The organism is Lysobacter sp. CC-YZS074 (assembly GCF_056739745.1).
Genome location: NZ_CP200301.1, coordinates 379,013 through 400,051, shown reverse-complemented (window position 1 = coordinate 400,051; position 21,039 = coordinate 379,013). Strand labels below are relative to the sequence as shown.

General features: G+C 71.2%; 17 protein-coding genes and 1 pseudogene. 7 read left to right on the top strand and 11 right to left on the bottom strand.

Features of this window, described 5'->3' with window-relative positions; translation table 11 throughout:
• Nucleotides 1-61: 61 nt before the first annotated feature.
• A complete protein-coding gene (locus U8331_RS01665) occupies nucleotides 62-961 on the bottom strand; it encodes a TolB family protein (protein WP_481131907.1) in 900 nt (299 codons plus the stop codon).
• A gap of 45 nt (nucleotides 962-1,006) precedes the next feature.
• Between U8331_RS01665 and aroE the strand changes: the two genes are divergently transcribed.
• Nucleotides 1,007-1,855: a shikimate dehydrogenase gene (gene aroE / locus U8331_RS01660; protein WP_481131906.1), complete on the top strand. Its 849-nt coding sequence runs from the start codon at nucleotides 1,007-1,009 to the stop codon at nucleotides 1,853-1,855.
• 12 nt (nucleotides 1,856-1,867) lie between these two features.
• Nucleotides 1,868-2,125, top strand: a complete 258-nt coding sequence (locus U8331_RS01655) for a YkgJ family cysteine cluster protein (RefSeq protein ID WP_481131905.1) — start codon at nucleotides 1,868-1,870, stop codon at nucleotides 2,123-2,125.
• A gap of 242 nt (nucleotides 2,126-2,367) precedes the next feature.
• On the opposite strand, the gene U8331_RS01650 is transcribed toward U8331_RS01655, so the two are convergent.
• Nucleotides 2,368-2,910 (bottom strand): gamma carbonic anhydrase family protein, encoded by a 543-nt coding sequence (locus U8331_RS01650; protein WP_481131904.1) that lies wholly within the window; start codon nucleotides 2,908-2,910, stop codon nucleotides 2,368-2,370.
• Nucleotides 2,911-3,037: 127 nt separating this feature from the next.
• Between U8331_RS01650 and xth the strand changes: the two genes are divergently transcribed.
• Nucleotides 3,038-3,805, top strand: coding sequence for an exodeoxyribonuclease III (gene xth, locus U8331_RS01645; RefSeq protein ID WP_481131903.1), 768 nt, complete (start codon nucleotides 3,038-3,040; stop codon nucleotides 3,803-3,805).
• A gap of 24 nt (nucleotides 3,806-3,829) precedes the next feature.
• Here xth and U8331_RS01640 read toward each other — a convergent pair whose 3' ends face one another.
• From U8331_RS01640 to U8331_RS01615, 6 genes are all read right to left on the bottom strand, one after another.
• Nucleotides 3,830-4,660, bottom strand: coding sequence for an OmpA family protein (locus tag U8331_RS01640; protein WP_481131902.1), 831 nt, complete (start codon nucleotides 4,658-4,660; stop codon nucleotides 3,830-3,832).
• A gap of 1 nt (nucleotide 4,661) precedes the next feature.
• Entirely contained in the window at nucleotides 4,662-5,657 is a 996-nt protein-coding gene (gene tagF, locus U8331_RS01635; RefSeq protein WP_481131901.1) for a type VI secretion system-associated protein TagF, read from the bottom strand.
• A complete protein-coding gene (gene tssM, locus U8331_RS01630; RefSeq protein WP_481131900.1) occupies nucleotides 5,657-9,436 on the bottom strand; it encodes a type VI secretion system membrane subunit TssM in 3,780 nt (1,259 codons plus the stop codon). The genes tagF and tssM overlap by 1 nt, the downstream gene beginning before the upstream one ends.
• A 19-nt stretch (nucleotides 9,437-9,455) precedes the next feature.
• On the bottom strand, nucleotides 9,456-10,979 hold the full coding sequence (locus tag U8331_RS01625; protein WP_481131899.1) for a hypothetical protein: 1,524 nt from the start codon (nucleotides 10,977-10,979) through the stop codon (nucleotides 9,456-9,458).
• Between the two features lie 103 nt (nucleotides 10,980-11,082).
• A complete protein-coding gene (locus U8331_RS01620) occupies nucleotides 11,083-11,343 on the bottom strand; it encodes a PAAR domain-containing protein (RefSeq protein WP_481131898.1) in 261 nt (86 codons plus the stop codon).
• A gap of 103 nt (nucleotides 11,344-11,446) precedes the next feature.
• Nucleotides 11,447-12,280 (bottom strand): M15 family metallopeptidase, encoded by an 834-nt coding sequence (locus tag U8331_RS01615; protein ID WP_481131897.1) that lies wholly within the window; start codon nucleotides 12,278-12,280, stop codon nucleotides 11,447-11,449.
• 288 nt (nucleotides 12,281-12,568) lie between these two features.
• Between U8331_RS01615 and U8331_RS01610 the strand changes: the two genes are divergently transcribed.
• Entirely contained in the window at nucleotides 12,569-13,294 is a 726-nt protein-coding gene (locus U8331_RS01610; RefSeq protein ID WP_481131896.1) for a hypothetical protein, read from the top strand.
• A gap of 72 nt (nucleotides 13,295-13,366) precedes the next feature.
• Here the strand turns inward: U8331_RS01610 and U8331_RS01605 are convergent, their stop codons facing one another.
• The 3 genes and pseudogenes from U8331_RS01605 to U8331_RS01595 form a co-directional block, all read right to left on the bottom strand.
• The gene (locus U8331_RS01605; RefSeq protein WP_481131895.1) at nucleotides 13,367-14,386 is read right to left on the bottom strand and encodes a 3-oxoacyl-ACP synthase III; all 1,020 of its coding nucleotides are present in this window, start codon (nucleotides 14,384-14,386) and stop codon (nucleotides 13,367-13,369) included.
• 163 nt (nucleotides 14,387-14,549) lie between these two features.
• Nucleotides 14,550-14,858, bottom strand: a pseudogene (locus U8331_RS01600) (DUF4156 domain-containing protein); the annotation flags it as partial.
• A gap of 287 nt (nucleotides 14,859-15,145) precedes the next feature.
• Nucleotides 15,146-18,067 carry a M16 family metallopeptidase gene (locus tag U8331_RS01595; protein WP_481131894.1) on the bottom strand — a complete coding sequence of 974 codons (2,922 nt, stop codon included), beginning with the start codon at nucleotides 18,065-18,067 and terminating at the stop codon, nucleotides 15,146-15,148.
• Between the two features lie 193 nt (nucleotides 18,068-18,260).
• Here U8331_RS01595 and U8331_RS01590 point away from each other — a divergent pair, with 193 nt between their 5' ends.
• The 3 genes from U8331_RS01590 to sstT all read left to right on the top strand — a co-directional run bounded on the left by U8331_RS01590 (nucleotide 18,261) and on the right by sstT (nucleotide 21,039).
• Complete coding sequence (locus U8331_RS01590) at nucleotides 18,261-18,974, top strand: SDR family oxidoreductase (protein ID WP_481131893.1); 714 nt, start codon at nucleotides 18,261-18,263, stop codon at nucleotides 18,972-18,974.
• Nucleotides 18,975-19,167: 193 nt separating this feature from the next.
• Nucleotides 19,168-19,650: a tRNA (cytidine(34)-2'-O)-methyltransferase gene (locus U8331_RS01585; protein WP_481131892.1), complete on the top strand. Its 483-nt coding sequence runs from the start codon at nucleotides 19,168-19,170 to the stop codon at nucleotides 19,648-19,650.
• Nucleotides 19,651-19,815: 165 nt separating this feature from the next.
• The gene (gene sstT / locus U8331_RS01580) at nucleotides 19,816-21,039 is read left to right on the top strand and encodes a serine/threonine transporter SstT (protein WP_481131891.1); all 1,224 of its coding nucleotides are present in this window, start codon (nucleotides 19,816-19,818) and stop codon (nucleotides 21,037-21,039) included.

Here is a 21,039-nt window from a genome sequence, read left to right as displayed (position 1 = left end):
TGCGCCCGCGCCAGCTTCACGATCGCGGCTGAAGCCGCTCCTACAAAAGCGCCGCGCAACGCTACTCGATGCAGCCACTCTCCCCGTCCGCCACTGGCGCCTTCATCCGGTAGATGTCCAGTCCGCCCGCGCGTGGCGCCCGGGCGACGCCGGTGACCAGCAGTTCGCCGGGCTTGTTCCAGTCGATCACCGGTCCCAGCGTGGTCGCATCGGCGGTGTTGAACGACAAGGCCAGCGGCTGGGTGCCGACATAGCGCCGACCATCGCAACGCGCGAGCTGCAACTGCACCGGCGCGGACCCCGCGTCCTCGGAACGCGCGAACACGATCGCGGCGCCGTCGCCCAACCAGGCCGCGTCGAACTCGTCGGCGGCGGTATTGATGCCGGCCACCGCCACCGGCTGCACGAATGCCGCGCCGTCCCAACCCGCGACGAACAGGTCGTGGCCACCCTCGCCGCCGTGCCCGTCGCTGGCGAACAGCAGGTGGCGGCCATCACCACCCGGGGTCGGCGCCCATTCGTCCCCGGCGGTGTTGATGGCGGCGCCGAGGTTCTCCGCGGTGCCGTAGCCGTCGCCGCGCACGGGCGCGCGGTACAGGTCATCGCCACCGTGTCCGCCGTCGCGGCTGGAGAAGAAGTACAGCCACTCGCCGTCGGCACTGAACATCGGATCGAAATCGTTGGACGCGGAGTTGATCTCCAGCGGGCGCGCGGCCTGCCAGCGCCCGTCGACCAGCCGGGCCTGCCACAGGTCCCAGCCGCCGGCGCCGCCTTCGCGGTCGGTGCTGCCCCAGACGATCCGCTGCCCGTCCGGGCTGACACTGGCACGCACCTCGGTGGCCCTGGTGGACACCACGTGCATGCCTTCGATGCCGTACTCGGCCAGCCAGGCCGCGGCGGTGCCGGCCGTTAACACCCCCGCGAGTAGACTGGCGCCCGCTAGGACCGTGCGCTGCTGCATCCGCGTCTCCTCCCGTACCTGCCATCCAGTCTAAGCGAGGCCGCCATGCCCACTCCCCGTTACGCCGTGATCGGCCACCCGGTTTCGCACTCGCTGTCGCCACTGATCCACGCCCGTTTCGCCCGCCAGACCGGTATCGCGCTCGAGTACTTGGCCATCGACGCGGCGCCGGAGAACTTCGACGCCGTGCTGGCCGCGTTCGCCGCCGAAGGCGGGCGCGGGGCCAACGTGACCCTGCCGCACAAGCAACGCGCCGCGGCCGCCTGCGGCCACCTCACGGATCGCGCCCGCCGTGCCGGCGCGGTCAACACCCTGATCCGCACCGCCAGCGGCTGGGACGGCGACAACACCGACGGGCTGGGGCTGGTGCGCGACCTCACCGGGCGCCACGGCCAGGACCTGCGCGGCCGCAAGGTGCTGCTGCTCGGCGCAGGCGGCGCCGCCCAGGGCGTCGCCCCGGCGCTGCTCGACGCCGGCATCGCCGATCTGTTCGTCGTCAACCGCACCGATGCGCGCACCGACGCGCTGGCCGACGCGCTCGGCGAACCCGAGCGCGTGCACCCGCGCTACTTCAACGACCTCGGCTCGATCGGCTCGTTCGACCTGATCATCAATGCGACGTCGGTCGCCCGCTCGGCCGACAACGGGCTGGTGCTGCCCGGCTCGCTGATCGCGCCCCGCTGCGATGTTGTCGACCTCGGTTATGGCGACGCGGCGATCCCGTTCCTGTCGTGGGCGCGCGCATCCGGCGCCGACCACACCATCGACGGCCTCGGCATGCTGGTCGAGCAGGCGGCCGAGAGCTTCCAGCGCTGGCACGGCGTACGCCCCGAGACCGACGCGGTCTATGACGCGCTGCGCGCCGGCGAGTTCGACATGGCCACGGCCGGCTGAGCGACTCCTTTCATGGATTGCCGCGCTGGCTGCGGCGCATGCTGCATCGCGCCTTCGATCACCTCGCCGATTCCCGGCATGCCGCACGGCAAGCCGGCGGGCATACCGTGCGTGCAACTGGACGACCGGCTGCGCTGCAGATTGTTCGGCCGGCCCGAGCGGCCGGCGTTCTGCGCCTCGCTCAGGCCGGAGGCGGCGATGTGCGGCAGCGATCGCGAAGGCGCTCTGACATGGCTGGCCGCGCTGGAGCGCGCAACGCTTCCGGGATAGCGCTGGTTAGAAAACCTCGAGCGAGGCTCTGGCCCGCAACCAAGCGCGGCTCTCGTCGGTATCGTCGACTCCACGGTCGGAAAACGGACCTGGACGTTGGCCTGAGCCCTTGCAGGAGCGGCTTCAGCCGCGATCAGGGAGCCGGCTTGCGCAGCCAGTCACCCGATCGCGGCTGAAGCCGCTCCTGCAACTGCCCCACAGTCGACGGGGTGCGTCGGAACCTCGCACGCCCGCACCGCATCTCAGCCCTGCGCCATTCCCAGGTACTGGTCCTTCAACCGCATGTAGTGGCCCGCGCTGTAGCGCAGTTGCTCGATCTCGCGCTCGTTGAGCTTGCGCACGAACCGTGCCGGGTTGCCGAGCCACAGCTCGCCCTCGCCGACGGTCTTGCCCGGCGGCACCACCGCGCCGGCACCGACGAAGCCATAGGCCTCCACCACCGCACCGTCGAGCACGGTCGAGCCCATGCCGATCAGGCTGAAGTCGCCGATCCGGCAGGCATGCACGATGGCGCCGTGGCCGATGGTGACATCGCTGCCGATCACGGTCGCGAACCCGCCGGGCCGGGTGAACGGCCCCTCGTGGGTGACGTGGACGACGGTGCCGTCCTGCACATTGGTGCGCGCGCCGATCTCGATCGAGTTGACGTCGCCGCGGACGACGCAGCCTGGCCAGATGGAAACGTCGTCGCCGAGGGTGACCCGGCCGATCACGGTCGCGGCGGGGTCGACGTAGACGCGCTCGCCGAGGACCGGCGCATGGTCGAGGAAGGGTCGGATGCTCATGCGTCCATTCTAGCGGCCGCACCGTCGCCGTCGCAGTACGCAGGACGGGCGGATTACCGGTGGGTCGTGCCGCGGAACGCCTGCGTTTTCCTGCGGAATGCCGGTGGCGTCCCGTTAGACTGCGCCGATGAAGATCGCCAGCTGGAACGTCAACTCGCTCAATGTCCGCCTGCCGCACCTGCAGCAATGGCTGCAGGCTGCCGCTCCCGACGTGGTGGCGCTGCAGGAAACCAAGCTCGACGACGAGCGCTTCCCGGACACCGACATCGCGGCGCTGGGTTACCGCAGCGTGTTCGCCGGGCAGAAGACCTACAACGGCGTGGCGATCCTCTCGCGCGAGCCGGCCACCGACGTGCAGGTCGGGATTCCCGGCTTCGTCGACAAGCAGAAGCGGGTGATCGCCGCCACGGTCGGCGGCGTGCGCCTGGTCAACCTGTACGTGGTCAACGGCCAGGATGTCGGGACCGACAAGTACGCGTACAAGCTGCGCTGGCTGGAAGCCGTGCACGACTGGCTTGCGGCCGAGTTGACGCGGCATCCGCGGATGGTGGTGCTTGGCGATTTCAACATCGCGCCCGACGAGCGCGATGTGCACGATCCCGAGCGCTGGAACGAGCACCACATCCTGACCTCGGCGGCCGAACGCTCCAGCCTCCAGCGGCTGCTCGCGCTCGGGTTGCACGACGCCTACCGGCTGCACCACGACGGTGCCGGGGAATTCAGCTGGTGGGACTACCGGCAGGCGGCGTTCCGCCGCAACCTCGGCCTGCGCATCGACCTCACCCTGGTGTCGGAAGCACTGCGATCGGGTTGCGCGGCGGCCGGGATCGACCGCGAGCCGCGGACCTGGGAGCGGCCGAGCGACCACGCGCCGGCCTGGGTCCAGCTGGGGTGATCGGCCACCGCCGAGCGCCGGCGGTTACAGCACGCGGAATTCGATCCGGCGGTTGCGTGCGCGTCCCTCGGTGGTGGTGTTGTCGGCCACCGGCCGGTCCGGCCCGAAGCCCTGCACGCTGAGGTTGTCGGCCGCCACGCCGGCACCCTCGAGGTAGGCCTTCACCGCGATCGCCCGCTGCAGGCTCAGGGCGACATTGGCCTCGCGCCGGCCGACGTCGTCGGTGTGGCCGATCACCTGCACCTGCTGGTCGCCGACCTGCTTCATCGCGACCACCATCTCGTCGAGGATCGAACGGCCGGCCGCGGTCAGCGTGGCGCTGCCGCTCTCGAACTCGATGATGCGGTCGGCCAGTGCCTGGTCGAGCAGCTCCTGCTGGCGGTTGCCCCCGCCGCGCAGGGCGTTCTTGACCAGGAAGTTCGGACCAGCGGCGGTGGCCAGCGCGCTCGCCACCTGCTGGCGCTCGGCCTCGTTGCCGACCTGGCCGCTGATGCGAACGCTGTTGCCATTGACCGCCAGCTCACCGGTGCGGACCTGCTGCAGGTCGGGTCCGAGCATCGCGACCACCCGCTCGCGCCAGTTCGGCGGCGCCATCACCGCATCGACCTCGATCCGGTCGACTACGCGCTGGGCGCCGTAGAGCTCGCGCAGGCGCGCCAGCACCGCCGCGCGGGTCGCCTCGTCGGGCACCGTCCCGGCGGCGATCACCGGCTTGTCGGCAGCGGTGGCCGCCACGGCGGGACGGTCGGCCTGGGCGAATGCGGGTGCCGCCATCAGCGCCAGCAGCACGCAGGACACGAGGCGCAGCGGGGAGAACAGGGCGGACGGGAGCCGCGGGGACAGGGCTGGACGCATGTCAGGTTCCGAGGAAGGTTTCGTTGAATGTCCTGCGCGCCATGCGCAGCGAGAGGTCGTCGCGATCGATGTAGCTGACCAGCTTGTTGAGCGCGTAGTCGCCGTCGAGCTGGTCTTCGACCCATTCGGCGTCATCGACCCGGATGACGTGTTCGGCGCCGACCTGCGGGTCCATCGCCGCCTGCAGGGTCCGGCCGTCGGCACCGTTGAAGCCGACCAGCAGTTGCGGCCCCGCCAGGCCGTCGCCCTCGCGCACCAGCAGCACCAGTTCGAAGTCGGAACGGCCGAGGAAACCACCCACCAGGTCCAGCCACAGCGCCGCCACCAGCGGCCGGTACAGCGCGTCGCGCGGCAGCGGCAGCGACAGCGCCTTGTCGATCTGACCGGCACCGCCGACCACCAGCGGCTGCATCAGCAGGCCCAGCGCGGGCAGCAGCCAGCGCAGCTGCACCCGCGGGTGGCCGGACTGGCGCAGCAGGTCCTGCAGCGCGCCGATGTCCTGCAGGTCGATGAAGTCGTTGAACGGTGCTTCGTACACCTGCGGATCCGGACTGACCGTGACCCGCAGTTCGGCCAGCGTACGCAGGGCGTCGCCGGCATCCTGCGCGTCCACCGCCTGGCGACCAAGGCGGGCCAGGCTCGTCCACAGGCGCGACAGCGCCAGCGGACTGCGGCCGATGAAGGCCAGCGGCTGGGTCAGCTCGATACGGGTCGCGGTGAGGAACGGAAAGCGGCGTTCGGACGCGTCGCGGCTGGGAATGAAATGCCCGCCGATCGCGACCCGGCTACGGGAACCGAGAAAGGCGAAATGCAGCGCCGGGGCGCCGTCGTACAGCTGCTTCCAGCCCGGATCGCGCGCGAGCAGCTCGATCCCTCCGCCGGCCCAGCGGTCGAGCGTCAGCATCAGCTGGTGGTTGTCCGGCGTGCGCACGAAATCGCCGCGGCTGGGCAGCTTGCCGAAGTAGCTCAGCGCCTGCGCGGCCTCGACCGCGACCATCACTGCGCCTCCGCCGCGGTGGCGGTGCTGGAGGTGCCGCCCGACACGGGTACGGCGCCGGCGACCAGCGCCGGCAGTTGCAGGCCGAGCGCATCGTTGCCGTCGCTGTTGGGCTGCACCACGCTGACGATGCGCAGTTCGACCTCCACTTCGGCACCGTCCTGGGTCCACGCCAGGCGGTAGTGGTTCTTGCCGAGGTTCTGCTTGCTCGCGGCCTCGAACATCCGCGCCATCGCCTGGTCGCCGGGCTGGTTGAACACGTCCACGCTGCGCCCGTCACCGGTCACCGCGGCGATGCGCACCCCGGGCACGCCCTGCCCCGGCAGCTGGAAGGTGTGCCACTGCGGCGGAGTGTTGCGGTAACGCATCTGCTGGCCGTCGATGGTGACGGTGTACTCGCGCCCGCGCGCCGCCAGCGGCAGGATCTGGATCACCATGGTCGGGCCGTCGCCGGCGGCGCTGGCGCCGACCCAGCGGCCGTAGTTGGCCACCAGTTCGGGACGCAGGTTGATGCCGATGTCGGCCCACTGACGCGCGGTCAGGGTGTTGCCGCGGCGGATCACCAGCGAGCCGAGCGCGCCCTCGCCGAATTTCGCGATCGCGCCCTGCGGGCCGAACATCCGCTCGATGTCGGCCGGCGCGGCCTCCACGGTCGCGTCCGGTGCGTACGGATAGCGCTGGCCGATGCCGTCCTCGAACGGCCGGTGTACCTGCGCCGCCCAGGTCCGGTTGAGCTCGGCTTCGGTCGGCGCCACCAGTGCGGCGAAGCTCTGCATCAGCGGCCGCAGCAGCAGCGGCCGCAGGGTGTCGCGCTGCGCCTGCGCCAAACCGTTGAGCATGTGCTCGTCGACCAGCTTGAGCGCGGCGGCGAGTTCGGAGCCTTCGCCATCGAAGGTCTGCTGCATCAGCTGGCGTGCACCCGGGCCCGGGTCGCCCTGTGTCCTGATCGCGTTGAAGCGGCTGCGGATCTTGCCCAGCGCCTCGAAGTACTGGTCCAGCAGCGGCGGGTTGCCCTCGTGGCTGGCCAGCAGGCGGGCGAGGCCGGCGAACTCCTGTCCGATCGGGCCGGCGGCGACGGCGACCTGCTTGCCGGTGTCCGGATCGACCTGGACCGGGATCGACGTCGGGTTGCGCCGCATGATGACCCGGTTGAACCAGGCGACGAAGCCGCCCTTGGCGGCGCCGGCGACGGCATTCGCGGCCGCCGGGTTGTCCCACACGGTTTCCCGGTTGACCGCTTCCAGCAGGGTCCGCAGCGGCGAACCGGCCGGGTCGCCCAAGCGGTTCATCTGCGTCACCGCGGCGTCGAAGCTGTCGAAGCGGGCGACGCTGACACCCTGCAGGAACCTGCGCCACTCGCGCGCGTACTCGGCCTTGTACAGCGCGGTCAGCTCCTTGGCGATGTGCTGCGGGCTGCCGGCCAGGGTGAGGTCGTTCTGCACCGTCGCCTCCAGCACCCAGTCGGTGCTGCTGAGCTCGGTGGTGGCGGCCTCGGCGATCGCGTCTTCGACGTAGTTCTCCCACGCCTCGCGGGTGAACGTGCCGGGGATCTGGTGGCTGCCGGTGATCACGTCACCACCGGCCACGGCCGCATCGTCCCCGCCCAGCAGGCCGGCGACCGACACCGGGCTGAAGCGGGTCGCCGCGCGCGCCTTGATCTGGGCGTACACGCGGTCCCGGGCCGGGGTGCCCTTCATCACCGCGCGCAGCGCCTGGCGGCTGTCATCGACGAGGCTGTAGCGGGTCTCGATCTGCGGCCAGTCGGCGCGGCTGGCCTGCTGCACGTAGAAGGTCATCAGGCGACCGGCCGCGCGCAGCATTTCCTCCCGCGGCATGGCGCCGCGGTTGGATTCGAGCCAGCCACGCCAGAACCGGGTCAGCTGGTCGCCCAGGTGGGTCGCTTCGACCCTGGAGCGGTCACCCAGCATGAGGTAGGTCTTGAGCGCGTTGTAGGCATCCTGCGAATCGGTCGGCGAGGCCTCGCGGTACAGCCGCTCGCCCGCGTCGGCGGCGGGTTCCGCGTCCGTCGCGCCGGTGGCCGCATCGTCGCTGTCCAGCCCCGCCACCCGCGGCGCGCGCAGCTCGCCGGCCTGCCCGACCACGCGCCCGAGATAGTCCTCCAGGCGGGTACCCACCGGCTCCAGCATCAGCTGGCGCATGCCGTGGAAGTACTCGCGGCGCAGCGTCTGCTCGATCGCCTCGCCCTGGTACAACCCCAGGCCGAGGCTGAGCGGATGGTCTTCGCGATAGCGCTCGAGCTGCTCGAGGCGGTCCTGCAGCACCATGAGCGCCTCGATCCGGGACTGCAGGTCGACCTTGCCTTCCTGCAGCGCGATCGCCTTGTCGAGGTCGGCGCGAACGTCCGACACCAGCTGGCGGTTGCCGGTGTACGACCAGGTCCAGCCGGTCAGGGCCACGCCCAGCGCGAGCACCGCGGCGGCGAACGCGGCGTAGCGCAGGCGTGTACGACCCGGGCTGGAGTACTGCCGCACCAGCTCGCGGTCGGCGAAGATGACCTTGCGGAACAGACCGAGCAGGAAGTGGCTGCTGTCGGCCGGCGCCACCACGTCCTCGCCGCCGGCGCGCGGCGGCAGGCCGAACTGGCGGCTGACCCGCTCCGACGCCGGCTGCACGGCGACGCCTTCCTGCAGCGCGCTGGTGAAGTAGAAGCCGCGGAACACCGGCTTGAACTGGTAGGGGTTTTCCTCGAACAGGGTGGCGACGAAGGTGCGCAGCGCCGGCTTGATACCGGCGAACTCCATCGGCATGGTCAGCAGGCCCGGCGCGACCTCGCGGCCGCGTGCCATCGCCATCTGCGACAGGCTCATCTCTCGCAGGCCGTCGGACAGTTCGTCGAAGTGGCCGTCGAACGCTGCGAGAGCATCGGCTTCCCCGCTGACGTCGTAAGGCAGCGTCGCGCCCCAGGCGTTCTCGCGCTCGGACGGATCCAGGCCGCGGAAGAAGTCGGTGAACCCGCTGATCAGGTCGGCCTTGGTGAACACGACGTAGACCGGGGCGTGCACTTCCAGCCGCTCCGTCAGCTCCTGCACGCGCTGGCGCAGGTTCTTGGCCAGGTCGATCGCGAACTCGGGCTTGCTGCCCGACAGCTCGGCGATCGAGGCCGCGATGATGATGCCGTTGATCGGGGCCCGAGGGCGGTGCTTCTTCAGCAGGTCGAGGAAGGTCAGCCATTCCAGCCGGTCCTCGGCGCTGACCGAGTAGCGGCCGGCGGTATCGAGCACGATGCCTTCGGTGGTGAAGTACCAGTCGCAGTTGCGGGTGCCGCCGAGCCCGTGGATGACGTTGCTGCGGTTGTCCTCGAACGGGAAGCGCAGGCCGGAGTTGAGGATCGCGGTGCTCTTGCCGGCGGCCGGGTTGCCGATGATCACGTACCACGGCAGTTCGTACAGGGCCGCGGTGCCGCGGGTCTGGCCCAGGCGCGAGGTCTTGATCGCCTTGACCGCCTCGCCCATGCGTTCGCGCAGCAGCTCGGCGTCGGCGCGTACCGCCGGCTTGGCGTTGGCGACCGCCTGCTCGGCCTGTTCGTTGACCATCGCATCGATGCGCTGTCCCGCGCGCCGGGCGCGGACCTTGCGGACGATCACCGCCACCAGCCAGATCGCCGCCACCGCCAGCAGGACCACCAGCAGCCAGCCGCCGGCGGCCAGCAGGCCATCGATGCCGAAGTAGGCGACCGCGGCGGCGGCGGCGATGCCGAGCGCGGCCAGCACCCGGTAATCGGTCAGCCAGTAGCGGAGATTCATCCAGAAACTGCTCATCAGCGTACTTCCAGTCTTGTCAGGCGATGGCCGCAGCGGCGGCCGGGGTTCGGGAACGGGTACCGTCGTCCGCAACGGCGTCGGATACGGCGAGCGGCGACAGCACCAGCGCGACGCGCGCCTCGCTGTCGGCCAGGCTCACCGCGAGGACCGGCGCCTGCCCGGCGATGACGTGGGCAGCGGCGGTCGACAGCAGGGCCAGCGGCGCCACCGCACCGGTATCGCCGCAGGCCAGTCCCAGGTGGCGCGTGTCGTCCACCGGCTCCAGTTCCGGCAACGCCATGGCGACGGCGGCGGCGATCTCGATCGCGCGGCTGGGGCGGTGGTCGGCATCGCTGAACACCAGGGCGATGTCGTCGACCGGTTGCGCCGCGGTCTCCAGCGCGCGCTGCAGCAGCGTGGCGGCCTCGCGGCCGGCACCGCGACCCTGGCCCGCGCGGCCGTGAAGCAGGCGATGCAGGCGGACCGGTTTCGGACCGCTCCCGGCTCCGCCCGGGCACCCGGCAGCGAGCAGCACACCGGCGGCACCTTCGCCCGGCACCAGGCCCTCCGGATGTCCGCTCACCAGCAACTCGCGGCGGGCGTCGAGCCGGTCGACGCTGGCCTCGCCGATCGACGAATGCACTGCGAGCAGCAGGTGGGTGTCGCCGGGCTCGCCGGCGTCCGGTTGCCCCAGTCGCTCCAGGCATCGCCAGACCTCGACGGCGCCGGCGGCAGGCGTGACCTCGACGGTGAACTGGCCTTCGACGAAACCGACCGCCCGGGCCTTGCCGTCGAGCCACGCGCCGCTGGCCGTCCTGGCCGCGGCCGGCCATGCCGCCGGCACCAGCAGCCGGACCCGCAGTTGCGACGCGGCCGCGGCGGGAGCCGACGCCCGTGACGAGCGCGAATGGTGCATCGCATGCGGGTGCATGCCGCCGACCGGCGACGACTCGGCGGTATCGGACGATGCCGGCGGCAACGCGGTGAACAGCAGGTCTTCGACCACCGGATCCAGCAGCGCCAGGGCGCGCAGTGCTTCCTCGCCGAAGGTGCGTTCCGCCGGGCCGGCGTTCCCGCTGGCGACCAGCGCCGCCTCGAGCGCGGGCGCGACCATCGAAGGGTCGAGCCCGTCGACCTCGGCGGCGAACACCGGCAGGCCGAGCTGGTCCTTCAGCCGCGGATGGAGTGGCGGCCGCTGCGGCTGCGCCAGCGCCTGCGCCACCGCGGCGCCATCCTGCCCGGCGCGCAGCCATGCGGCGCTACCCAGCAGGTACAGCAGGCGATCGGGGTGCGGCCCCTCGCCGGCCTGCGGCAGGCCGGCGTCGCCCGCTTGGGCGGACGGCGCCGCGTTCGCACCCCGCGCACGGATGCGGCGCTGGACCCCGCGTGCCAGCAGCCAGCCGCCGAGCAGCACCAGCGGCAGCAGGAACAGCCAGGTGGCCAGGTGCCCCGCGGTCGGGCTGATGCCGGCGGAGCGCCAGTACAGCACCACCGCGGTCCAGACCACCACGAGGCCGAGCAGCCCCAGCCCACCGGTGCGCAGGAGTCGTCCGCCCTTCATGCCGGGCTTCCTGCATCGTTGCGCACTGGGTTCGCGTTGGTCGTGTCCATTCGAGGTCCTGCACCGACGCGTCCGGCGCCGGCATCCGTGTTCCTGCCCGGGGTCAGCCGATGAAGGTCCGCATCTGCCCGGCGATCAGCGTCGCACCGCAGGCGGTCTTGTCACCGTGCCGGGCAACCGGCTGGCCGTCGATGACCACGGTCGGGTCGCCGGCGGCGATGACGGTGTCGCCGTGCTGGCTGCAGCTGACCTTGTCGCCCACGCGCGCGATCGGTTTGCCGTCGATGTCGGTGGTCGCGGTGCTGCTGACCACGGCGCCGCCATGGTCGATCTTGTCGCCGACGACGATGAAGGGTTGTGACATGGCCATGCTCCCTGGCGGGCCCGAGGCGGGCCGCTGGCGTCCGTTGCCGGCCGCGACGATAACAGGACTGCGCGCCGGGTTCACCTGCGTCGTGCGAGCGCGCTCAGCGCGGCGGACGCACCCCGTCGCGCCGCAGTTCGACGTGGCCGTAGTCCTGGATGCTCTTCCAGCCACCGCCCCAGACCAGGCCGACGGAGCGCGCGACTTCGCCGTAGAGGTGGTAACCGCGCCGGGTCCATGGATCGCGCATGTCCCATTGCAGCTGGCCGCCACGCACCGGTGCGCTGTCGGCGGCGAGGCCGTACTGGTGCCAACTGCGGCCGGCGGTGGCACGGGTCACGTGTTCGCCCTGCGCCGCCAGCCGGGCCTGCCGTTCGGGGCTGCGATAGCCCTCGACGAGCGCCATTTCGTAGCCGTACTGCTCGCGCATGACCTGGTACACCGCCAGCAGGCGCTGCTGGAAGTCGGGATCGAGCCGGTGCCACTTGCGGTCGGCGGTGGCGATGCCCGGCACGACGCGGATCGCCTCGGCGGTGGAGAAGACCGCGGGCGGCAGGTCCGCCGGCGGTGCGAGACGCTCGCCGCGCAGCAGCGCCAGCACGTGGCTGTCGGCCGAGGCGGCGGTGGCGTCATCGTAGCCATCCAGCAGCACCTGGCGGCGCATCTGCAGGATCAACAACGGCGGCAGCGTGAGCAGCAGCAGCGCCACCAGCAGTGGCACGCGGTAGCGCGCGAGCATGCCGCCGACGTGCTGGCCACCTTCGCGCAACCGCCTGCCGGACGCATCCGCCTGCCCGCTCACGCGCGAGTGCCAGCGCCCGAACACCGCGCCGAGCCGCGAGAACAGCCGGTCCGCGCCGGCCAGCACGCCGTCGCGCGCGGCGGGGAACAACGCGAGCCAGGCGACGGTCGCACTCACCGCAAAAAAAATCGCCATCCATAGCGCCATCATGCAAACACCGTCCGTGGTCTGAATCGTTCCGGGCTCCGGCCGCCCCGCCGTCGAATTGACGTACCCCCGGCCCCGCCGCAGAATGCGGCCGCGACCGGACCGGCAAACGTGCCGCTTCGGCCAGGGATAACACCAGCCGGAAATCCGGCGGGGAAAGGAGTCCAGGTGGACCGGCAAGATGCCAAGCCCAGCCGCCCGAGCCTGTTGGCCGGCGCGCAATCCAATACCGCGCAACCAGGCGTCCGACAGTCGCCGGCGCGAATCCTAGCAGACATGGAAAGCCCTGCCGGCACCCGCCGCGCGGGCACCGGCCGTCGCCGCTGGGCCGCGCCCGCCGTCGTCGTGCTGCTTGCGATGGCGGTCACCGGATGGCTGCTGCTGCCGGCTGACAAGGGCGACGCCGCGGCGCCGGCGCGCGTCTCGCTCGGCAAGGACGCCGCGATGCCGGATGCCGCTCCGCTGCCACCGTCCGCCGCGACGATCATCGAGGAAGCGCCGCTCGCAGGCGATCGGGCGTCCGCCGCCGGCTCGTTCGAAGCGAACGACGCCACCACTGCTACCACCGCGACCGCCGCCATGGCGGCCGCACCGGAGGCCGACACCGCACGGACGGCTCCGGGCAATCCGTTCGCCGCCGCGTCGGCGGTGCGCGAACCGCGCCCGGCGCCGCCGCGCGCGCCAAGCCGCCAGCCCAGGGCCGATGACGAGCCCGACCTGCTGGCGGTACTGCTGGGCAACATCCGCGCGGGCGACAGCAGCGCGGCCGCACGCGACGTGGACAGCATGGATGCGTTGATCCAGAGCATGCAGGCCAGTGAAACCGCGGCCGCCGGCGGTGCCGAGCCGGCACGCGCCCGCCGGCCGCTGCGCACGCGGTCGGAGCAGATCCAGTCCAACCTGCGCGAGTGCCCGCCACCGAACACTCCGCAGGGCCTGCGCTGCCGCCAGGAAATCTGCGCGGTGTACGCCGGCCGCGACCCCGCCTGCCCGGCAGGTTGAACACTTCGCCCGGCGCGCATCAGCGCCGGCGGGGATCTACCAGCGTCGGCGCGGGTCAGCGCAGGCGGCGTTCTACCAGACGACCTCGGCCATCGAGCAGTTCAGGCCCGAGCCGATGCCGAGCAGCGCGACCCGGTCGCCCTTCTTCAGCCGGCCCATCTCGCGCAACTTGCTGAGCACGATCGGCACCGAGGCCGGGCCGATGTTGCCGTGCTCGTTGAAAATCGTCAGGACCTTCTTCGGGTCGATCCCCATCGCCTTGGTGAAGGCGGCGGTGTGGACTTTGCTGACCTGGTGGATGACGAACTCGTCGAGCTCCTCGGCCACCCAGCCAAGCTTCTGCTTGGCGACGCCGAAGGTCTTCTGGGCCAGCTTGATGCCTTCGATCAGCAGCATCCGGGTGTCGGTGATCATGCCGTCGAGGTTGCCGCGGCACAGCTTGTTCCACTCGGTCGCGGCGCGGGTGACGCCGCCCTTGTAGCGCGGCGCGCCCGGCGCCAGCTCGGCGCGGGCCAGCACCATCGCGGCGGCGCCGGAACCCAGGGTCAGGGTGGCCAGTTCGCTCTTGAAGTCGGCCTCGGTGACATCGGCGCGGGTCATGCGCTCGATGGTCTTCTCGTAGGCGAGGTCGGCCGTCTCGCCGTCGACCACCAGCGCGTAGTCGATCTCGCCGCGCTCGATCATCCGGCTGGCGATGTCCATGCCGTTGATGAACGCCAGGCAGGCGTTGGCGACGTCGAAGTTCTGGCAGGTGTCGGGCAGGCCGAGGTTGCCGGACACGATCGACGCGGTCGACGGTTCCAGGTAGTCGCGGCTGACCGAGGTGTTGACCAGCAGGCCGACCTTGTCCGGGTCGATGCCGGCGTCGGCCAGTGCCTTCACGCCGGCCAGAGTGGCGGCGTCGGAGGCGAGCATGGCGCTGTCGTCCCACAGGCGCCGGGCGTGGATCCCGGCGATGTCACCCAGGACGTCGGTCCGGATGCCGAGGCGGTCCAGGGTCGGCTTGAGCCGGGCGTTGATCTCGTCCGAGCCCAGCCGGCGCGGCGCGTCGATGTGGGCCAGGCCGGCAATGGCGACGTGTTGGAACAGCATGAGCAGCGAACCGGAAGGCAAAGATCACGACAGATTAACGTTTCGCCCGGTCCGCTGCATTACTGGGGGCTGGCCGGCTGAACGCTCAGCCGCCGATCGGGTACGTCCGCGCGCCGGCCGGTGGGGCTTGCGTCGGCACCGAGGGCGCCGCCACGGTGCTGCCGCAATGGTAGGCGGCGAAGCGCTGGTCGCCGTCCAGCGGCGGCGCCACGGGCTGGATGGTGTCGGCATCGAGGCCGGGTGCTTCGTTGCGGGCGAGGGTTTCGAGTTCCTCGCGCACGCGCAGGTTGTTGCGCTCGTAGAACGCCACGCTGTCCTTGACCGACACCGCGATCTCGCCGCGCTTGACGCAACCGGCCGGCGGGCCGCCGGCGCCGATGACCCGCACCGCGCTGGCGCCGGGCGCCATGTGCACCCAGGTGCAGCCACTGGCGAGCACGAGCGTGGCGGTGGCGAGGATGAGCGGTCGGATCATGGCGGCTCCAGGGGAAGGCGGGTGCGGAATCAGGCGCGATTGTCGCGCGGGTGGAACGGGTTTTGACGCCATTGCGGTGAATCGCGGGTGACTCGCGTTGCCGCGGGCTGCTGTAGGAGCGGCTTCAGCCGCGATCCGGAACCGGCGCGGGCGCACGGTTGCCGATCGCGGCTGAAGCCGCTCCTACAGACAGAACGGAAGCTCGCCAACGGGCAAAGTCCGTGCCGCGATACCGCCGTGCGCCCACCCGCCGGGTGGAGGACCACCCGGCGGATGCAACCGGACTACTCGGCGTCGGCACCCTCGCCGGCCTGGGCGGCGGTCGCACCGGCCTTGGTCGCCACCGGGTTGCCGTCGGCGTCCAGCACCTGCACGGTGCCGAAATCCAGCGCGCGCACCGGTGCCTCGATCTGGCCGAGATCACCGACCACCACCCAGGTCAGGGCGGACGGGTCGATCGTGCCGGCCGCCTCGGCCACCTCGGCCGGGGTCAGCGACTCGATCTCGGCCTGGCGCTGCTGCACGTAATCGTCGGGGCGGTCATAGCGGACCATACCGGCGATGGTGCTGGCGACCGAGCTGGCGGTCTCGTAGGCGCCCGGCAGGCTGCGGATCTCGTTGGAGCGGACCTTGGCGACTTCCTCCGCGGTCGCCGGAGCCTTGCCGCCGGCGTACTCGGTGATTTCGCGCTTGAGCTCGGCCATCGACTCGGCGGTCTTGTCGATCTGCACCGGTGCAAACGCCAGCCACGGCCGCTGGCCCATCGCGTCCGGCGAGAAGCTGTACGAACCGTAGGCCCAGTGCTTGTCCTCGCGCAGGTTCATGTTGAGGCGCGAGCTGAACTGCCCGCCGAGCACGGTGTTGGCGAACTCGAACTGGGTCGCCTGCTCCGACTTCGTCGACGGCACCAGCTGGCCGACGAAGATGTTGGCCTGCACCGCACCGGGCTGGTCGATCAGGAACACGCGCGGGCTGTCGGGCAGCTCGACCTTCGCCACCTCGCCGGTGCTCGCCGGCTCGCCGGCCGGGTCCCAGTTGCCGAGGTGCTTCTCGAGCAGTGGCACCACCTGCGCCAGGGTGGTGTCGCCGACCACCACCAGCGTGGCGTTCTCCGGCCGCACCCAGGTGCCGTGATAGCCGACCAGGTCGTCGCGGGTGAGCGAGGCGATCGACGCCTCGGTACCCGAGCCGCTGAACGGCATCGCGTAGGCGTGGCCTTCGCCGTACAGCAGCGGCGGCATCACCCGCAGCGCGGCCGAGTTCGGACGCGCCTTCTCCTGCTTGATCCCGGCGATCCAGCTGGCCTTGACCCGGTCGATCTCGGCGGGGTCGAAGCGCGGCTCGCGCAGCATGTCGGCGAACAGCGCCAGCGACGGGTCGAGCTGGTCCTTCAGCGCCGACAGGTAGGCACTGCCGCCGTCGAGCGAGGCGCTGGCCCCGAGCTCGGCGCCCAGCGCTTCGGCCCGCGCGGCGAAATCCAGCGCGCCGTACTCGCCGGCGCCTTCGTCGAGCATGCTCATCGCGAAGCTCGAGGTGCCGAGCTTGTCGTCAACCAGCGCGTCGGCCTTGTAGCCGCCGTCGAACAGGTAGTTCATCTGCACCACCGGCACCGCGTGGCGCTCGGCCAGGATCACCTCGGTGCCGTTGCTCAGGGTGGCTCGCTGCAATTCGGGGAAGGTCAGTTCCGGGAACTCCTCCGGCATCGGCACGCCGGTGCTGCGGTCGACGGTCGACGCGGTGGTGCTGTACTGGTCGTTGGCCGGCGGCAGGTCCAGCGGGGCCGGGTCCACCGCGGGCTCTTCGGCCAGCGGGGTGCGCTCGCCCGGCAGCACGACCAGGGTGTGGTCGCCGTCGCCGAGCCACTCGTTGCCGACCGCGACCAGCTGCGCCGGGGTCGCCGCCGCGACGGTCTGCAGGCTGTCGCGGAAGCAGTCCGCCTCGCCGGTGTAGATCTCGCAGCTGGCGAGCGCGTCGGCCTTGCCGCCGAAGCCGCCAATGCGCTCGATGCCGCGGATGAAGCCGGCGCGGATCACCGTCTTGGCCTGCGCGACCTCGCCGGCGGTCGGGCCTTCGTTCAACAGGCGCGCCAGCTCCTCGTCGATGATGGCCTCGACCTTTTTCGGGTCGACGCCTTCCTTGACGCTGGCCATCACCAGGAAGTTGGAGCCCAGCTGCGACTCGCTGACACCGGCGCTGACGCTGTCGACCAGCTGGTCCTGGTGGACCAGGCGCTTCTCCAGCCGCGAGGTGTCGCTGCCGCCGAGGATCTGCGCCAGCACGTGCAGCCGGTCGACGTCGGCGGTGCCGGTCGGCGGCACGTTCCAGGCGCGGTAGATGCGCGCCTGCGGAACGCGGTCTTCCATCACCTCGCGGGTGTCGGCCGGGCGCACGGCGATGTCGACCGCCGGCTGCGCCATGTCGGGGCCGGCCGGGATGTCGCCGAAGTACCTGGCGACCTTGCGCTTCGCGGTTTCCAGGTCGATGTCGCCCGCCAGCACCAGCACCGCGTTGTTCGGGCCGTACCAGGCGCGGAACCAGTTCTTGACGTCCTCCAGCGAGGCGGCGTTGAGGTCGGCCATCGAGCCGATCACGCTGTGGTGGTACGGGTGGCCTGCCGGGTACAGCGCCTGGTTGAGCTTGGTCCAGACCTGGCCGTAGGGCTGGTTCTCGCCCTGGCGCTTCTCGTTCTGGACCACGCCGCGCTGCTCGTCGAGCGTCGCCTGGTCGATCGCGCCGAGCAGGTGGCCCATGCGGTCCGACTCCATCCACAGCGCAAGGTCGAGCGCGGTGGTCGGCACGTTCTGGAAGTAGTTGGTGCGGTCGGTGTTGGTGGTGCCGTTCATGTCCGTGGCGCCGACCAGCTCGAACGGGGTGAAGTACTCGCCGGGGTTGTTCTCCGAGCCGTTGAACATCAGGTGCTCGAACAGGTGGGCAAAGCCGGTACGGCCGCGCGGCTCGTCCTTGCTGCCGACGTGGTACCAGACGTTGACCGCGACGATCGGCGCCTTGTGGTCCTCGTGCACGATCACCCGCAGGCCGTTGGGCAGGGTGAACTCCTCGTAGGCGATGTCGACGCCGGCGGCGGGCGCGGCCTGGGCGGCGGCCGGGGCCGGGACGAAGGCGGTGGCGCCGATCGCGGTGACGAGGGCCAGGGCGAGCGTGCCCTTCTGCAGCAGGCCCTGGCGGGCACGGTGGGATGCGGTCATGGTGACTCCCCTGTCGGTGGATGGGCGGCGTCCGGGCGGACGGCAACGGCCCATCCTAGCGGCGGGGACGGAAGCGGGCACTAGGTCACAAGTCCCGGTGGCGGCATGGACGGAGCCGGCGATGCCGCCGCCGTCGCGCCGCACTCCGGGGGGCGGCCTAGACTGTCCGCAGTTCCGTACCGGGAAAAATCCGATGTCCATCGACACCGACCGGCACTGCCTCGTCACCGGCGCCAACCGCGGCCTCGGCCTCGAATTCACCCGCCAGTTGCTGGCCCGCGGCGACCGCGTGGTCGCGACCTGCCGCCAGCCCGGCCGTGCCCACGCACTCAACCAGCTGGCCGGCGAGCACCCGGGCCGGCTGCACGTGTTTCCGCTCGATGTCGCCGAGCCGAAAAGCCACGCCGAGCTCGCGCGCGAGCTGCCGCTGGTGCTCGACGGCGGCCGCATCGACCTGCTGCTCAACAACGCCGGCGTGCTGCACTCGGGCGAGCGCTTCGGCAAGGTCGATCCAGCAATCCTCGACCACAGCCTGCACGTCAACGCGACCGGGCCGTTCCTGCTGACCCAGGCGCTGGCGCCGCTGCTGGCCGACGGCGGCACGGTCGCCAACCTGTCGTCGGAGCTGGGCTCGATTGCCGGCAAGGAGGCGTTCCGCACGCCGAGCTATGCGATCTCCAAGGCCGCCCAGAACATGGCGACCGCGCTGCTGGCCCGGGCGCTGGCCGAGCGCGGGATCACCGTGCTGGCCTTCCATCCCGGCTGGGTGCGGACGGAGATGGGCGGCGAGAAGGCACCGGTCGAACCGGCCGAGGCGGCGGCCGACATGCTCGCCACCATCGACCGCGCCGAGGCCTCGCTGAGCGGGCGCTTCGTCGACCGCAAGGGCGAGCCGATGGCGTGGTAGCCGGTGACCACCGCTTCCGCGTAGGAGCGACGTAAGTCGCGACCCACTGACGCAATGAGGTCGGTCGTTCAACGCGCTTCCTCGGCCGCGCGACCGGATATCGCGCCAATCGCCGAACTACCGGTTTCCAGTGGGTCGCGACTTACGTCGCTCCTACAGAAGCGGTGACCGGCGCTGGCCTAAACTGCCGCCCATGCTCCACGTCATCCTGTTCCAGCCCGAGATCCCGCCCAACACCGGCAACGTGATCCGGCTGTGCGCCAACACCGGCGCGCGGCTGCACCTGGTGCGACCGCTCGGCTTCGCGATCGACGACAAGCAGATGCGCCGGGCCGGGCTCGACTACCACGAGTTCGCGCGGATGCAGGTGCACGACGACCTCGATGCCGCGCTCGCGGCGAGCACCAAAGCCGACGGCGCGCCGCCGCGCGTATTTGCGCTCAGCACCCGTGGCCGCACCCGCTTCGACACCCCGGCCTACCGCGAAGGCGACGCCCTGCTGTTCGGCTGCGAGACCCGCGGCCTCCCCGACGCGGTGCTCGACGCGCTGCCAACGGAGCAGCGCCTGCGGCTGCCGATGCGGCCGGACAACCGCAGCCTGAACCTGTCGAACGCGGTTGCGGTGACCGTGTTCGAAGCGTGGCGGCAGCTCGGGTTTGCCGGCGCCGCCGACTGATTCACGCAAACCCCGGGGTGCGATCACGCGCACCGGACGGCCAGCCATTCACGAGCGTCGCCCAAGCCCGCGGGCTGCGCGCCGCGTTCGCGCCGCGCGCGCGCGCGCGCGACAATCGGCCACCCGGCGCACGCGCCATCGCCCTCCTCCCGTCCGAGCCCGCCCATGCCGCTGCCCGCCTTCCTGCGCCGCCCCAGCCTCGTCACCCAGATCGTCATCGGCCTGGTCGCCGGCACGATGCTGGCGCTCGTCTCGCCGCAGGCGGGCACCGCCGCCGGCCTGCTCGGCACCGTGTTCGTCTCGGCACTGAAGGCGGTCGCGCCGGTGCTGGTACTGGTGCTGGTCGCCGCGGCAATCGCCAACCACCGCCGCGGCGAACAGAGCGGCATCCGGCCGATCCTGCTGCTGTACATCGCCGGCACCTTCACCGCCGCGCTGGTCGCGGTGCTGGCCAGCTTCGCGTTCCCGACCACGCTGCAACTGGCGCTGCCCGACGACATCGCGCTGACTCCGCCGGAAGGCATCGGCCAGGTCCTGCAGACGCTGCTGATGCAAATCGTCGACAACCCGGTCAACGCGCTGGCGACCGGCAACTACATCGGGTTGCTGGCGTGGGGCATCGGCCTCGGGCTGGCGCTGCGGCATGCGTCCGACGGCACCCGCGCGGTACTCGCGGACTTCGCCGAAGCGGTCACCTGGCTGGTGCGGCTGGTGATCCGGCTGGCGCCGCTGGGCATCTTCGGCCTGGTCGCGGCGACGCTGGCGCAGTCCGGCCTCGACGCACTGCTCGACTACGCCCGCCTGCTCGCGGTGCTGCTGGGCTGCATGCTGTTCATGGCGCTGGCCGGCAACCCGCTGCTCGTGTTCCTGAAGACCCGCCGCAACCCGTACCCGCTGGTGTTCACCTGCCTGCGCGAGAGCGGCATAACGGCGTTCTTCACCCGCTCCTCGGCGGCCAACATCCCGGTCAACCTGGAGCTGTGCCGCCGGCTCGGCCTGCCGGAGGAGACCTACGCGGTGTCGATCCCGATCGGCGCCACCATCAACATGGCCGGCGCGGCGATCACCATCACCGTGCTGACGCTGGCCGCGGTCAACACGCTCGGCATCACGGTCGACCTGCCGACCGCGCTGCTGCTGAGCGTGATCGCCACGGTCGGCGCGTGCGGCGCATCGGGCGTGCCCGGCGGCTCGCTGCTGCTGGTGCCGCTGGCCTGCGGGCTGTTCGGCATCTCGACCGACCTGGCGATGCAGGTGGTCGCGATCGGCTTCATCGTAGGGGTGGTGCAGGACTCGGCGGAGACCGCGTTGAACTCCTCGACCGACGTGCTGTTCACCGCGGCGGGCTCGCCCGCACGCGTGGATGCGACGCCCGATCCGATCGCCTGA

What these genes read in the sequence shown, in the direction of transcription:
- U8331_RS01665 (WP_481131907.1), bottom strand. Translation starts at nt 961, where the DNA reads ATGCAGCAGCGCACGGTCCTAGCGGGCGCCAGTCTACTCGCGGGGGTG.
- tssM (WP_481131900.1), bottom strand. Translation starts at nt 9,436, where the DNA reads ATGAGCAGTTTCTGGATGAATCTCCGCTACTGGCTGACCGATTACCGG.
- U8331_RS01585 (WP_481131892.1), top strand. Translation starts at nt 19,168, where the DNA reads ATGCTCCACGTCATCCTGTTCCAGCCCGAGATCCCGCCCAACACCGGC.
- U8331_RS01620 (WP_481131898.1), bottom strand. Translation starts at nt 11,343, where the DNA reads ATGTCACAACCCTTCATCGTCGTCGGCGACAAGATCGACCATGGCGGC.
- U8331_RS01595 (WP_481131894.1), bottom strand. Translation starts at nt 18,067, where the DNA reads ATGACCGCATCCCACCGTGCCCGCCAGGGCCTGCTGCAGAAGGGCACG.
- U8331_RS01610 (WP_481131896.1), top strand. Translation starts at nt 12,569, where the DNA reads ATGGAAAGCCCTGCCGGCACCCGCCGCGCGGGCACCGGCCGTCGCCGC.
- U8331_RS01625 (WP_481131899.1), bottom strand. Translation starts at nt 10,979, where the DNA reads ATGAAGGGCGGACGACTCCTGCGCACCGGTGGGCTGGGGCTGCTCGGC.
- U8331_RS01605 (WP_481131895.1), bottom strand. Translation starts at nt 14,386, where the DNA reads ATGCTGTTCCAACACGTCGCCATTGCCGGCCTGGCCCACATCGACGCG.
- U8331_RS01590 (WP_481131893.1), top strand. Translation starts at nt 18,261, where the DNA reads ATGTCCATCGACACCGACCGGCACTGCCTCGTCACCGGCGCCAACCGC.
- tagF (WP_481131901.1), bottom strand. Translation starts at nt 5,657, where the DNA reads ATGGTCGCGGTCGAGGCCGCGCAGGCGCTGAGCTACTTCGGCAAGCTG.
- U8331_RS01650 (WP_481131904.1), bottom strand. Translation starts at nt 2,910, where the DNA reads ATGAGCATCCGACCCTTCCTCGACCATGCGCCGGTCCTCGGCGAGCGC.
- U8331_RS01640 (WP_481131902.1), bottom strand. Translation starts at nt 4,660, where the DNA reads ATGCGTCCAGCCCTGTCCCCGCGGCTCCCGTCCGCCCTGTTCTCCCCG.
- xth (WP_481131903.1), top strand. Translation starts at nt 3,038, where the DNA reads ATGAAGATCGCCAGCTGGAACGTCAACTCGCTCAATGTCCGCCTGCCG.
- aroE (WP_481131906.1), top strand. Translation starts at nt 1,007, where the DNA reads ATGCCCACTCCCCGTTACGCCGTGATCGGCCACCCGGTTTCGCACTCG.
- U8331_RS01655 (WP_481131905.1), top strand. Translation starts at nt 1,868, where the DNA reads ATGGATTGCCGCGCTGGCTGCGGCGCATGCTGCATCGCGCCTTCGATC.
- sstT (WP_481131891.1), top strand. Translation starts at nt 19,816, where the DNA reads ATGCCGCTGCCCGCCTTCCTGCGCCGCCCCAGCCTCGTCACCCAGATC.
- U8331_RS01615 (WP_481131897.1), bottom strand. Translation starts at nt 12,280, where the DNA reads ATGGCGATTTTTTTTGCGGTGAGTGCGACCGTCGCCTGGCTCGCGTTG.